General features: G+C 42.2%; 11 protein-coding genes. 1 reads left to right on the top strand and 10 read right to left on the bottom strand.

Annotated elements, in window-relative coordinates; all coding sequences use genetic code 11:
• Position 1 precedes the first annotated feature (1 nt).
• The 7 genes from murC to Q4443_RS05290 all read right to left on the bottom strand — a co-directional run bounded on the left by murC (position 2) and on the right by Q4443_RS05290 (position 11,392).
• The gene (gene murC, locus Q4443_RS05320; RefSeq protein ID WP_049519049.1) at positions 2–1,336 is read right to left on the bottom strand and encodes a UDP-N-acetylmuramate--L-alanine ligase; all 1,335 of its coding nucleotides are present in this window, start codon (positions 1,334–1,336) and stop codon (positions 2–4) included.
• An 11-nt stretch (positions 1,337–1,347) separates the two neighbouring features.
• Positions 1,348–1,959 carry a hypothetical protein gene (locus Q4443_RS05315; RefSeq protein ID WP_049519050.1) on the bottom strand — a complete coding sequence of 204 codons (612 nt, stop codon included), beginning with the start codon at positions 1,957–1,959 and terminating at the stop codon, positions 1,348–1,350.
• 47 nt (positions 1,960–2,006) lie between these two features.
• Positions 2,007–5,102 (bottom strand): DEAD/DEAH box helicase, encoded by a 3,096-nt coding sequence (locus Q4443_RS05310; RefSeq protein ID WP_303408087.1) that lies wholly within the window; start codon positions 5,100–5,102, stop codon positions 2,007–2,009.
• A 92-nt stretch (positions 5,103–5,194) separates the two neighbouring features.
• Complete coding sequence (locus Q4443_RS05305; protein WP_049519052.1) at positions 5,195–6,361, bottom strand: MalY/PatB family protein; 1,167 nt, start codon at positions 6,359–6,361, stop codon at positions 5,195–5,197.
• A gap of 7 nt (positions 6,362–6,368) precedes the next feature.
• Entirely contained in the window at positions 6,369–7,463 is a 1,095-nt protein-coding gene (locus Q4443_RS05300; RefSeq protein WP_049519053.1) for a cystathionine gamma-synthase, read from the bottom strand.
• A gap of 145 nt (positions 7,464–7,608) precedes the next feature.
• Complete coding sequence (locus tag Q4443_RS05295) at positions 7,609–9,567, bottom strand: peptide ABC transporter substrate-binding protein (protein WP_303408085.1); 1,959 nt, start codon at positions 9,565–9,567, stop codon at positions 7,609–7,611.
• A gap of 202 nt (positions 9,568–9,769) precedes the next feature.
• Positions 9,770–11,392, bottom strand: coding sequence for a polysaccharide biosynthesis protein (locus tag Q4443_RS05290; RefSeq protein ID WP_000064204.1), 1,623 nt, complete (start codon positions 11,390–11,392; stop codon positions 9,770–9,772).
• A gap of 105 nt (positions 11,393–11,497) precedes the next feature.
• Here Q4443_RS05290 and Q4443_RS05285 point away from each other — a divergent pair, with 105 nt between their 5' ends.
• Positions 11,498–12,943 (top strand): UDP-N-acetylmuramoyl-L-alanyl-D-glutamate--L-lysine ligase, encoded by a 1,446-nt coding sequence (locus Q4443_RS05285; protein WP_070696316.1) that lies wholly within the window; start codon positions 11,498–11,500, stop codon positions 12,941–12,943.
• 32 nt (positions 12,944–12,975) lie between these two features.
• Here the strand turns inward: Q4443_RS05285 and Q4443_RS05280 are convergent, their stop codons facing one another.
• From Q4443_RS05280 to Q4443_RS05270, 3 genes are all read right to left on the bottom strand, one after another.
• Complete coding sequence (locus Q4443_RS05280) at positions 12,976–13,176, bottom strand: CsbD family protein (RefSeq protein ID WP_000051179.1); 201 nt, start codon at positions 13,174–13,176, stop codon at positions 12,976–12,978.
• Positions 13,177–13,277: 101 nt separating this feature from the next.
• Positions 13,278–13,928 carry a DUF1803 domain-containing protein gene (locus Q4443_RS05275; protein ID WP_303408082.1) on the bottom strand — a complete coding sequence of 217 codons (651 nt, stop codon included), beginning with the start codon at positions 13,926–13,928 and terminating at the stop codon, positions 13,278–13,280.
• Positions 13,912–14,424 carry a YiiX/YebB-like N1pC/P60 family cysteine hydrolase gene (locus tag Q4443_RS05270; RefSeq protein WP_070696310.1) on the bottom strand — a complete coding sequence of 171 codons (513 nt, stop codon included), beginning with the start codon at positions 14,422–14,424 and terminating at the stop codon, positions 13,912–13,914. Before Q4443_RS05270 ends, Q4443_RS05275 begins: the two co-directional genes overlap by 17 nt.
• Positions 14,425–14,504: the final 80 nt, after the last annotated feature.

The raw sequence follows: 14,504 nt of genomic DNA, 5'->3' as shown, positions 1-14,504 counted from the left end.
CTTATTGGACGTTGCTTGTCAAGTTAGACAAGAGACGTTCAAATGAATATTCATAGGTTTGGATGTCTCCTGCACCCATAAAGACATAAACAGCATTGTCATGGTCTAGGAGTGGAGAAACATTTTCAACAGTGATAACCTGGTGTTTCTTGTTGATTTTATTGGCTAAGTCTTCTACTTTGACATCGCCATGGTCCACCTCACGAGCTGATCCATAGATTTGCGCTAGGTAGACGGCGTCTGCTTGATTCAATGCATGGGCAAATTCGTCCAACAAGGCAATGGTTCTTGTAAAGGTATGCGGTTGGAAGATTGCCACGATTTCCTTGCTTGGATATTTCTGACGAGCTGCATCCAAGGTTGCAATGATTTCTGTTGGATGGTGGGCAAAGTCATCAATGATCACTGTATCATTGACAATTTTCTCAGTGAAACGACGCTTAACACCTGCAAAAGTTTTCAAGTGTTCACGGACCAAGTTCAAATCAAAACCAGCTGTGTAAAGAAGACCAATAACAGCTGTCGCATTCATGATATTGTGACGACCAAAGGTTGGAATGTGGAATTGACCCAATTCTTGACCACGGAAGTGAACGGTGAATGTTGATCCAGTCGTAGAACGAAGGAGATCACTAGCTACAAAGTCATTGTCCTCAGCTTCAAAGCCATAGTAATAGATTGGCGCATTGGCTGTGATCTTACGCAACTCAGCATCCTCACCGTATACAAACAAACCTTTGGTAATTTGTTTAGCATAGTCGTTAAAGGCATTGAAAACGTCCTCTAGACTTGTAAAGTAGTCTGGATGGTCAAAGTCGATGTTGGTGATGATAGAGTATTCTGGGTGGTAAGGCATGAAGTGACGCTCATATTCGTCTGATTCAAAGACAAAATATTTAGCATTAGCTGAACCACGACCTGTCCCGTCACCAATCAAGAAGCTGGTGTCTGTGATGTGAGACAAGACGTGAGACAGCATACCTGTTGTTGAAGTTTTTCCATGTGCTCCTGCCACTCCCATGCTGACAAAGTCGCGCATAAAGCTACCTAGGAATTCATGGTAACGTTTGTAGCTGATACCATTTTGATCTGCATAGGCGATTTCAACGTTGTTATCTGGACGGAAGGCATTCCCCGCGATAATCTCCACATCACATTGTAGGTTCTTTTCATCAAAAGGAAGAATGGCAATCCCTGCCTGCTCTAGTCCACGTTGAGTAAAGTAATATTTTTCAACGTCTGAACCTTGAACCTTGTGTCCCATTTGGTGCAACATCAAGGCTAGGGCACTCATCCCTGATCCCTTGATTCCAATAAAATGATATGTTTTTGACATACTTTTCTCCCCTACTCAGTAATTCTTGTCAGATTCAACTCTTGGGCAACCTGACGTTCCTGTTCCGTTTGCTTATTCTTTTTATTATAGATTTGACTCTTCTTTAGAAAATCGTAGTTGTTCTTTTTGGCTTTTTCCGTTTGGGTTTTCGGAGTTGGATTCGCCACTTGGCCAACATTCTCAGCTAAGATATAGTGAGACTGGCTCAAGTTTTTACTAAATTTGGCAAACTCACCTGGATTTTCCTTTTGAAATGGTGCTGTTGGTTGGTTTCCTTGACGAACAAGTGTTGAACCATTGTGTCGTCTGGTATGACTAACATCCTGAGTCAAATACTTGGCTGAACGTTTCTTTTTCAAGTCCGCACGCGCCTCTTCTCGAGCCAATTCAGCATAGGTTTTTTCAACTTTTTTAGGTTCTGGGCTTGGCTTTGACTCCTTATTAACCACTGGAGAAACTACGGTTTCTTCCTCATTGATAGGAGACCATTCCAAATAGTTTTTATCGCGGTAATCACCTTTGATATTGCTAATAAAGTCTGACTCATCGTACAAGTCCATGACTGGCATTTTGGTCAGCATGATCTCATCATCTGACACCAATGGAAATCGATCTTGTTTCATTTTGTATTTCCTTTCAACACTTCATTATAGCGTATTGTCTTGATTTTTCAAGTGCTGGCTTCAGAAATTCCCAAAATTTCACGAATTTCTGCCAGACTGAGACTCGCACGCGACTCCGTACCATCTAAAACTTGGGAAACCAAATGTTTCTTTTGTTCTTGAAGTTCTTGGATTTTTTCTTCAATGGTCCCCTTGGTAATCAAACGATAGACCTCGACCATCTGCTCCTGCCCCATGCGGTGAGCTCTTCCGATAGCCTGGGCTTCGACAGCGGGATTCCACCAAAGGTCAACTAAAATAACCGTATCAGCTCCCGTTAGATTGAGACCAACACCACCCGCCTTAAGGGAGATGAGAAAGGCATCTCTTTCCCCTTGGTTAAAGGCCTTAGTCATCTCCTGTCTGTCATGAGCAGGAGTTGAACCTGTGATTTTGAAGGAGGTCAAGCCCAAGTCTGGGAGTTCTTGCTCGATTTTTTCTAACATTCCTTTGAACTGGGAGAAAATCAAGACACGATGCCCGCCATCTGCCACTTGTAGCAATAAATCTCGGAGACTATCGAGTTTACCGCTGGCTCCTTGGTAATCGTCCATAAAGAGGGCTGGCGTATCGCAAATCTGGCGCAATCGCATGAGACCAGATAAGATTTCTACCCGACTTCTTTGGAATTCTTGATCGGTCACTTGCGCTAGGCGGTCTCGCATCTGTTGCAACTGGGCGAGATAGATAGCCTTCTGCTGGTCTTCCAGTTCATTTTTATAGACGACTTCGATCAGATCAGGCAGTTCTGTAAGAACTTCTTCTTTCTTACGCCTCATGACGAAGGGTTTGATAAACTGCGCGACTCGGTCAGCCGGTAATTTCATAAACTCCTTTTTACTTGGTAAGAGCCCCGGTAGCACAATTTGAAAGATAGACCACAACTCTCCTAAATGATTTTCGATGGGGGTACCTGACAAAGCAAAAACTGCTGGCACCACAAACTGGCGCAAACTCTGAGCAATCTTGGTTTGGGCATTTTTCATGACCTGAGCTTCATCTAAGAAGAGAAAATCAAAAGCCATCTCTTGATAAAGCTCGCTGTCTTGACGAAAGGTTGCATAGCTAGTCACATAGATTTGGTGATTTTCAGAAAGAATCGCTTCTCGATTCGCTTTCAAACCATGAACGACAGCCAAATTCAACTGTGGGGCAAATTTCCTGAATTCATCTGCCCAATTGTAGATCAAACCTGACGGAGCCAAAATCAAGACCCGACTTTCTTCGGTCACCTGACTGGTCAAAAAAGCGATAGTTTGCAATGTTTTTCCCAGTCCCATATCATCGGCTAGGATGCCACCAAAGCCATAGTGATGAAGCATCTGGAGCCAACGGACACCCTTTTCCTGATAGTCTCTCAAACTCGCCTGAACCTGTATATCTCCCAAAGGAAAGTCCTCTGGATGGGTCAAATCATGGGCCAAATGCTGAAATTCTTCCGAGAAGGAGATCCTGTCTCGACCTTCAAAAAGCTGAGACAGACTGTAAGCTAAGGATTTCCGAGCCTGAAAAGAACCATCTTTTAGCTCAGCCCCCAGTTCCTGCAAATTTTGACGAATCTGCTTGGTTTCCTCATCAAAAAAGTACACTTGGTCAGAAGAACTGATATAGAAATCCTGATTGCTGGTCAGGGCTTTAAGAGCTTGATCAATCTCTTCTTGGGCAATCCCTTGGAAATCAAACTGAATCTCCAACAGTCCTCCCTTGGACTCAATCTGAACCTGAGGAGCTTGGACACTGTAGAGCTGATTCATCTCATCAGACAAGAAAACCTGACCCAACTTCTCAAAAGCTGGAATCGTACGGTGAAAGAAAGAATAAACTGCCTCTGGCTTCAAAGCCTGTCTCCAAGACTGAAAATCAGGCTCAAAACCAGCCCCTAAACAGACTTGAAATAGCTGGTTTTCCAAGACGGCATCGCTTGAAAATGGTAATTGTTCCAGCTGTTGACGACTAGTTACCTTAACATCTCCATAGTCAAACTGAATATTCAAGCGGATGCGGCCGTCATCCTCCCTATCAAAGTAAAAGATTGGTGAAAAGGGTCTGATTTGCAAGCGCTCAGGAGCAGAAACTGTGCCCAGCTGTCCAAACAAAGGCAGACAGGCAGCCAGACGGTCACGATCACTGTTGTCAAACTGGAGGCATTTTCTCCCTCTTTCCTCCTGAGGGAGCTCTTTGATTTCCTTTAGGAGGCTGATTTGTTTAGGGTTTAAGAGATAAAAATTCCCCTTACGAAATAGAACCGCTCCCCCATAGAATATGTTGACTCGCTCACTTTCAGAAATCTCCATTTCAAAATAATCAGGATACTCCTGCACTGAAAAAGAGAACAGTTCTGCATCGGGATCTAAATCATGAAAGAGAAGATTTTCATAACTAGTAATCTGGTGCTCAAAATGAAAATCCTCCAAATTCATCAGCAACTCCACTCCCTGTTCAAAAAAGGTCAGAGGGAAAAAGAGGTGACGACCTTGATTAGGGAAAAAGAGGTCTTGACTCAGTCCCTCCTCAATCAAGCCACCTAAAAAAGTAAGAACTTCTTGACTAGCTGTATCAAAAGCATCCCAAGACAAGTCGTTTTCATAGTGTTTCCCAATCATGTATGGCTTTCGATGGACTAAGACCTTCAAAAAGAGAGGGGTGTCACGAATGACATAATATTTTTGACTATCAACTAAACCGATTCGGAGTGTCCAAAGGAGGCGATTGGTTCCAGCTTCTACCTGACCTTGAGCCGACAAAGTGTAGATTTTTTCTCTCTTCTGAGGTTGGATACGCTCCAAAAAACTACCACCAAAACCAATCTTGGTTTCGACCTCTTCTTGCTCTTCATGTCCTTTTTCTAAGGCTTGTAAAATCACCTGGCCTTCTTCGTCGTTCTTCAGATAATGCTCGAGCGCTGCGAGGTGAACACAGTAACCTCTTTTTTGGAAAAAATCGCAAGCACAAAAAACCAGATCATCCTCTAAACTGTAGCGCAAGTCTTCTCCCGCCACACGAGTATAGAGGCGATTCCCTTTTTCCTTGATAATCTCAATGTTGCCTGTTTCATAGAGTGCAACCCCCTCCATGCGCAACTTTCCCGGAATCAATTTAGCCATAGTTACCCCTTTATCTTATCTTTTCATTATACCACATTTTCCCCTACGAAAATAGCCTTCTAGGAAGACTTTTCTCCTAGAAGGCTGGATTTTTAAAGTGTAGCAAAAGTGGTCACGATACGTTGGCAAACCTCTTCCAGTACTGACTTCGGCATAGCTACATTGAGGCGAGCATGAAGGGATCCTTCTTCCCCAAAGTCCAAGCCTCGGTTCAAGATAACCTTGGCTTCATTCTTCAAAAGCTCTTGCAAGCGGTCATTCGTTAGATCATAGGCTGAAAAATCAAGCCAGATCAAGTAAGTTCCTTGTGGTTTCATGACCTTAATCTTGGTTTCGTTGCCCAAAATATCCACTACATAGTTAATGTGGTCCTCGATGACTTCTTTTAACTCTCCTAACCAGTCCTTACCATAACGGTAGGCAGCTTCTGTCGCCAAATAACCCAAGCCTGAGATTTCATGTTGGTTATTGGCCAACTGGCGTTTTTGGAAAGCCACACGAAGCTTTGGATTTTCAATAACTGCATAGGAATTCTTGGTCCCAGCAATATTAAAGGTCTTAGTGGCACTACTCAAGATAAGGGCAAAGTCTTTAAAAGCGGGATCAATGGTATTGAATGACTGGTGTTTGTGACCAAAGAGAGCCAAATCTTGGTGAATCTCATCTGAAACCAACAAAACACCATGTTTTTGGCAGAGATGCCCAATCTTTTCTAACACTTCCTTTTCCCAAACACGTCCACCAGGATTGTGGGGATTGCAAAGGATATAAAGCTTCACATCCTCTTCCACCAATTCCTTCTCCAACTGGTCAAAGTCAATCTCAAACAGCCCATCCTTTTCCACCAAAGAATTGGTAATCAATCTGCGATTGTTCAGTTTGACACTGCGGGCAAAAGGTGGATAGACCGGTGTGTTAATCAGAACCGCCTCTCCTTCTTTTGTAAAGGCTTGAATAGCTGTTGAGATAGCTGGTACCACTCCCTCGATAAAGACGAGGGCATCCTTGTCAAAGTGATAGCCGTGTTGACTGGCTTCCCAGTCCTGAACCGACTCAATCAAATCATCACTAGCATAAGTATAGCCATAGACCAACTGATCTGCGTAGGCTTGTACAGCTTGTCGAACCTCAGGCAAAACCACAAAGTCCATATCTGCTATCCAGGCTGGTAGAACTTCTCGGTCAGCTTCTGCTTCTTTCCATTTATAGGTATGATGACCAAAACGATTGGGCAGGCTTGTAAAATCATATTTTCCCATATCTATCTTATCCTTCCAAAGCTTGTCGCAAGTCCGCAATCAAATCTCTGGCATCCTCAATCCCAATTGACAAGCGCAAGAGGTCATCTGTTAAGCCATAGGAATGGCGCACTTCTGCTGGAATATCCGCATGAGTCTGAGTTGTCGGATAGGTGATCAGACTCTCTACCCCACCCAAACTTTCCGCAAATGAAAAGATCTCCAAGCTATTTAAAATATGAGGAATACGCTTTTCATTCACTACTTTAAAGGAAATCATGCCTCCACGTCCTGTATAGAGCACTTCCTTAACTGCAGGTGAATCCTTTAAAAAGGCAACCACTTCTTGGGCATTGGCTGTAGAACGCTCCATACGAAGAGGTAGGGTTTTAAGTCCACGAATCAACTGATAACTATCAAATGGTGACAAGACCGCACCAGTCGTATTCAAATTGTAGAACAGTTTCTCATATAGTTCTAAACTATTAGTCACAACCACCCCAGCTAAGACATCATTGTGCCCTGCTAGATATTTGGTAGCCGAATGAAGAACGATATCCGCACCATCTTCAATCGGACGTTGGTAAATCGGACTGTAGAAGGTATTGTCCACCACTACCTTGGCACCCTTGGCATGAGCTAGTTTGGCTAGTTTGGCAATATCAAATTCCAACATCAAGGGATTGGTTGGTGTTTCAATATAGAGAACATCCACATCTTTCTCCAACTCTGCGATCAGCTCTTCTTCTGTATTGGCATAGGTAAAATGGAAACGGCCTTCCTGCTCCACTTGGTTGAACCAACGGAAAGAACCCCCATACAGATCACGAACAGCCAAGACTTTACTTCCTACTGGAAAAACACTAAAAGCCAGTACAATCGCAGCCATTCCTGAGCTTGTCGCTAGGGCATAGTCTGCTGATTCGATTGCCGCCAAGACTTCCTCCGCCTTACTGCGAGTTGGGTTTTTAGTCCGAGTATAGTCAAATCCAGTAGACTGGCCAAACTCTGGATGCTGATAAGTGGTTGAAAAATGAAGCGGTGTCACCAAGGCACCTGTCGCCTTATCCGACTTGATCCCAGCCTGGGCCAAAATTGTGTTGATGTGTAGTTCTTTGCTCATACAATACCTCCAAATCTATAGTAACTATTGTACCACTTATTTTCACTAACTTATTTTCTTGTTTTCAAGAGCTAGCTATAGTTTCAAACTATATAAAAACGATAGTTCCTTGAGAAACTATCGTTTTTCCTGTTGAATAGACTGGTTATTTAACGTGTTTTGCCAGTTCTTCTTGGGCTTTTTTATTTGATTCTTCTTTTTCTTTTAGCCATTTTTCTTTCGCTTTTTCATACTCATCAGCCGTTACAGTCTTATCTTGCAACTTGAGGTACTTGTATGATTCGACACCCTTATTTCCAGCTTGTGAGAATGGTGATGAGAATGGAACTGTCTTTCTCAAGGTCGGTGTTCCACCCTGAGAAACGTTTGGAATAGCAAGGGCGCTATCAACGAGCCAAGCTTGAATTTCAGCATATTTTTCATAACGTTTTGCTGGATCTTGCTCCTTGTTCGCTTCTTCTAACATTTGAGTGTAAGTATCCAGACCAACTGCCTTAGCCTTGTCATTGACCTCACCTGGTTCTAGACCAAGGTTTTGCAACATACCACCGTTATTGACATTTAGGATATCTAGATAGCTTGATGGATCCAAGTAGTCCGCACTCCAACCGCCATTATAGATATCAAAGTCTTTTTGAGCTGCGGTTTGAGCGAGGTAGCTAGAATTATCGTAGTCATCTGTTGATAACTGTTGGATATCAATAACCACATTCTCAGCTCCTAGAACAGATTCGATGGATTGTTTCAAAGAACTTGCTTCAAGTACACCTTTTTTAGCTGATTGGTCAACTGTTACATCCAAGTGGATTGGAAATTGCACACCCTTAGCTTCCAATTCTTTCTTAGCTTCTGCAAATTTAGCCTTGGCCTTATCAGGATTGTAGTATGGGTCTTGCGCGTCCGCAAAGTTGATTCCTTGCCATTCTTGGCCATAGTTGACCATCTTTTCTGAAACAACATCGCCAAAGTCTTTTCCGTTGATACTTACAAATGTTGGAGGTACAACCAAGTTACGAATAATCTTCGTTGCTCCGTCCTCCCCTTGAGATTGTGCTCCATAGGCAGTACGGTTATAAGCATAGTTGAAGGCTTGACGGAAGTTTTTATTCAGAACTGCTTCTTGGGTTGATTTCTTTTCGATATCTGATGACTTAGAAGTGAAGTTATAAGACTTTCTGTCCAAGTTGAAGTTCAAGTAATAAGAAGTTGCATTTTGCATACTATAGATGATGTTATCCTTGTTCTTCTCTTTAATGCCTTCAAAGCTTGAGCTATTTGGATAGAGACGCGCGTAGCTATAGACTCCTTCTACAAAGTTACGTGCTAGTGCATCTTGGTCACTACCATCATAATAGGCCAATTTCACACCATCCACAAAGACATTTTTTTCATCCCAGTAGTTGGGATTTTTCTTGAATTCGATAACAGATTTTGAAACAAACGATTTCATTAAGAAAGGTCCATTGTACAAAATACTAGAAGGGTCTACCTTACCAAAGTCATCCCCTTTTGATTTTAAGAAACCTGCATTGACAGGGAAGAGAATGGTTGAAGTTGTTTTAGAATTCCAATAAGATTCTGGACGTGTCAAAGTGTACTGAACTGTTTGGTCGTCAATCGCCTTAACACCGACAGTTGAAAAGTCAGTTGTTTTCCCGTTGATATAGTCATCCAAACCTGCTACAGAGTCTTGAACAAGGTACAAGGCTTCGGATTTTTTATCAGCAGCATATTTCAAACCTGTCACAAAGTCTTGGGCCGTTACAGGGGCGTATTCTTCACCCTCATAAGTATACCATTTTGCATCCTTACGCAATTTGTAAGTATAGGTCAAACCGTCCTGAGAAACAGTCCAATCCTCTGCCAATGATGGAACATAGTTACCATATTGGTCATTTTCCATCAACCCATCCACCAAATTGGTCACGATGTCATTGGTTGTTGCACGGTTTTCTGCAAGATAGTTCAAACTAGATGGATCGCTCGAATAAACATAGTTATATGTTTTAGTAGCGCTACTTGAATTTCCACATGCGCTCAGTAAGATACCTGCGCTTAACACGACACTTGCAAGTGTCAGATACTTGGCCTTAGACTTTTTCATTTCCAGAACCTCCTGTTTAAAAGTTTTGTCTTATTATACAGCTTTGGTTTTATTTAGTCAAGTGATTTCTGAAGAAAAACTTAAAAAAGCATATTTTTTGCTCTTAATTTTAGAAAAAGTTCTCTTTTTTTAAGAAAAATGTAGTATAAAAACCTTTCTGTTAAAGAAAGGTTAAATTTATTACTTTTATTTATAAATCTTTTTACGATATTTTCAATCGTGTACGTAGTCGGTCTGCTTGAGCTTTGCCGATTATCTTGTCCAAGAGTCGTGTCCGTAGGCTCATCAAACCATAAAGACCTCCTCCAAGCCCTCCGATGAGAGCCACATAAAGGAAACTCCAGAAACGTCCACTTGGTTGGAAGACAAAACCGAGTAGCCACTGCAAGAAGCCAACTAGGATAAACATGACAAGGGTCAAGATGGTAATCAAAATGGTTCGCTTCAAGATTATCTTTCGACGAGCACCCGTTACCTGGCAAATGTCTCGGTACATCAGGACATTCGGAATAATCAAACCGATAGTCGTTGAAATCAAGGGACCGTAACTATGGAAAATAGCAATGGTTGGCAATTGCAAGACGATCTTAGCAATGGAACCATAGATGAAGTAAAGAACTGCCTTGCGGTTTCGGAACATGGCCTGAAGCATAGGAGACAAGACCATATACAAGCCTAGGATAGTAGACTGCAAAACTGCAAAGACAAATAAACCCATGGCCAAACTATCTGGCTTACCGTAAAAGACCGTGTAAAGAGGCTCCCCTACCATGACCACTCCAACCGTTGCCGGCAGTAAAAATAAGAAGAGCATGGTGAGACTATCTTGGACTAGGCGAGCCGCTGCCGGTAAGTCGCCTTTTACATAGTTTTCCGTCAACAGCGGCAAACCGACACTCCCAATGGAAACCCCCACAGAGATTAAAATCATGGTAATTTTATTAGGATTGGCAGAGAAATAAGAAAACATAACAACCAAGTCTTCATTGCTGTAGTTGGTAAACCACTTCATACTATTGATAAAGGTCATCTGGTCTAAAATCTGGAAGAGCTGGATGGCTGATCCTGTCAGGATAAAGGGAATGGCTTCCTTTATGGTATCGACTAAGAGTCGCTTACTATTGATTTTATCCCGTGTTTCAAAAACTCTTTTGAGCAAACCTTCTTGGGCAAGAAAGTAGATCAAAACTGCAAAACTTGCCACCATCCCCACAAAGGCTGCAAAGGTCGATTGGGTAACGGCTGATAAGTAGTCACCAGAACCCATCTTCATAATGAAGAAGGTTGCCATCAACATCCAGATAACACGGATTACCTGCTCGGCGATTTGACTCATAGCATAGGGTTTCAGGTTATTCATCCCTTGGAAGAATCCTCGGATGACACTCATAGATGGGAAAATCAAGACTGCCCAAGCCAAGCTCTGCATGATGGGAATCAGGTCTTTCCCCACACCTGACAAATCTGCTAACCAGGGAGAAAAGAGATACAAGACCAAAGCAAAGACTAAGCCCAAGCCCGTCATAAAGCTTAGGAAACTCCGAATCAAGGCAAAGCTATGCTCTTCTTCTCGCATGGTATTGTACTTAGCTACTTGTTTGGCGACCGCAACTGGGATACCCGCTGTCGAAATCAGCAAGAACCAGGCGTAAATATTGTAGCCCATGGTAAAGAGTCCATTTGCCTTAGCAGCATAGGTCCCCATCCAGATATACCAGGGAATAATGTAGATAGCACCAAGGAGGCGACTAATAAAGTTACTAGCTGTTAGCCAAGCAGTCCCTCGCAACATCTGGGCTTGCTGGTGATTGTTTTCGTTAGACATAGCTTCCTCATTCAATTTTGATAACTAGGAAAAGTTCCTTATCTTCCATTATAAACTTTTCCTTGTTACTTGTAAAATTCGGGCTTGAAGTTTATAATAGAAAGTATGATTAAGATTGAAACCGTATTAGATATTTTAAAGAAAGATGGCCTTTTTCGTGAGATTGTTGACCAAGGACATTACCACTACAACTACAGTGAAGTTGTTTTTGATAGCATCAGTTATGACAGCCGAAAAGTAAAAGAAGGGACTCTTTTTTTTGCAAAAGGTGCTGCCTTTAAAAAAGAATATCTGCTCTCAGCTATCTCGCAGGGCTTAGCTTGGTATGTCGCAGAAAAGGACTACGAGATTGGTATCCCCGTCATCATTGTGAACGATATCAAGAAAGCCATGAGTTTGATTGCGATGGAATTTTATGGTAATCCGCAAGAGAAACTCAAAATTCTCGCTTTCACAGGGACAAAAGGAAAGACAACAGCTGCTTACTTTGCTTACCACATCCTATCTCAACGCTACCCAACAGCTCTCTTGTCAACTATGAATACAACTCTGGATGGCAAGACCTTCTTTAAATCTTCCTTCTCAACACCTGAAAATATCGATCTTTTCGACATGATGGCTCAGGCTGTTAAGAATGGAAGAACCCATCTTGTAATGGAAGTCTCTAGCCAAGCCTATCTTGTTCATCGAGTCTATGGTCTGACCTTTGATGTAGGTGTCTTTCTTAACATCACTCCTGACCATATCGGTCCGATTGAGCATCCAAGCTTTGAAGATTACTTCTACCACAAACGTCTCTTGATGAAAAATAGCCGAGCAGTTGTCATTAATAGCGACATGGACCATTTTTCTGTATTGAAAGAACAAGTGGAAGATCAAGAACATGACTTCTATGGTAGCCAGTCAAGTAACCAAATCGAGAACTCCAAAGCCTTTAGCTTTTCCGCTACAGGTAAACTCGCTGGTGATTATGATATCCAACTCATCGGCCACTTTAACCAAGAAAATGCCGTTGCTGCAGGACTTGCCTGTCTTCGTCTAGGTGCCAGTCTTGAAGATATCAAAAAAGGGATCGCTGCAACCCGCGTCCCTGGACGTATGGAAGTTCTCACTCAGAAAAATGGAGCCAAGGTCTTCATCGACTACGCCCACAATGGTGACAGTCTGAAAAAACTGATTTCTGTTGTTGAAACTCATCAAACTGGAAAGATTGCTCTGGTTCTCGGTTCGACTGGAAACAAGGGTGAAAGTCGTCGCAAAGACTTTGGACTCCTCCTCAATCAACACCCTGAGATTCATGTCTTTCTCACCGCTGATGACCCCAACTATGAGGATCCAATGGTCATTGCTGAAGAAATCAGTAGCTATATCAGTCATCCTGTTGAAAAGATTGCCGATCGTGAAGAAGCCATCAAGGCAGCGATGGCCATCACAAATCAAGAACTCGATGCTGTGATTATTGCAGGCAAGGGAGCTGATTGTTACCAAATCGTCCAAGGAAAGAAAGAAGACTATCCTGGAGACGCAGCTATCGCAGAACGTTATCTATAAAAAAAATCAAGGGAAACATTCCCTTGATTTTTTTAGTCTTCTTTTTTAAATGAATTTTTAAGACCTTCAACGGCACCTTCTACAGCACCTTTAGCATCTTCAACAACTTCTTTTGCTTTGGCAACTGTTTTTTCTACAGTACCTTCTGCTTCTGTCTTGCTATCGCCAGTAACTTTACCAAATCCTTCTTTGATAGCACCAGTTGCTTGATCCAATTTATTTTCAAGTGACATAGTTCTGTCTCCTTTGCTTTTAATACGATAAACGTTATCGCTTACATTCAGTTTATGCTTATTCTTTAGCAAAGTCAAATAATCTGCTCAAAAGCAAACAATTAAGACAAATAGAAAGATAAGCGTTCCTTGTCAAAATCAACAGCCAACTCATACTTTCCTTCTTCGTTTTGAACAATATAACCCAAGACGACTAAACTCTCAGCGAAGATATCACGCCGTTTCTGCATGAGCTGGTCCTTTTTGAGGAACTTGAGCAAAAACGTCGTCATATACTTGAGAGCATACTCAGGATTGACATCTCCTAAAATGGCATAGAGTTCCTGCTGTTTTTCTGTCAAAGGATAATGATTCTTGACCTTATAGAAATAATTAGACAGGGTCATCTTTTCTCTAGCAAAATCTGTAGATTCGACTAAAATGGCTGCATTGGTTTGATTGCGCAATTCTGTCTCAAAAGTCTTCTCTAGCAAGGCTTGATAGACTGGACTGTCCTCTCTGATAAAAATTTCTTGGTCAAGGGCTAAATCATCCGTAGATTCTAAAAAAGGGAGATTGAGGGAATAGCGTTTGTTTGCCCTTAGGATCAATCCTGCCTTAATATACTCTTCCATGAGTTTATCAACTGCTACATCTGGAAACTGAGCCTTGATTTCCCGGAGGATTACATCATCATGCTGGTCCAGGTAGTCCACCAAATCTATAAAAAATGGCTGTCGAGTCAAACGAGAGGGATTAAAAATCTGAATCATGAAGATTCCTTTCTTTACATTCTAAAAGAGGAGATGCTGCCAACTGACTGGGATTGGTCCCCGGCTGGTTCAGAGGCACAGGAAGTTCGAGTTTCTGGTAATAGTCCCTCCAAAAATCACTAATCTCCTGCTTTCCTTCCCCAAATTGCATCGGAATAGTCTCAAAAATAGGAAGAATTTCCGCGATATACTGGGAGCAATAAAAGCCAGACCCATCTGGATAAAAAGAGGCATTATAGGGGGCACCTAAATGTTTGCTAGCTCTCTCCTTCACCAAATCAGTTTCTATATCTGGGTAGGTATAGAGATCGTAGAGATGAGTTGGTTCAAAAAAATCATCTGGTTCTTGACAGATAACACCTGCTCGCCCACTAGCATGGTAGATCAATCCGTCCAAAAAGATGGCTACATGACTATAGTAGCCCGTAGAAGCCTGGATGGCTTGCCCCATATCTGAAAGGTCCTTCACAAAAATCAAATCACCATTTTCTAACATCTTTCTCTCCTAGAAAAAAAAGGAGCCGAAACCCCTTTAGCTATAAGGAAAACATCGTTTTCTCGTGTCAATCTCCAGTC

The organism is Streptococcus sp. GP0011 (assembly GCF_030546305.1).
GTDB lineage: Bacteria > Bacillota > Bacilli > Lactobacillales > Streptococcaceae > Streptococcus.
The sequence above is the reverse complement of the archived record's forward strand: the minus strand, read 5'-3'. Positions and strand labels throughout refer to the sequence as shown.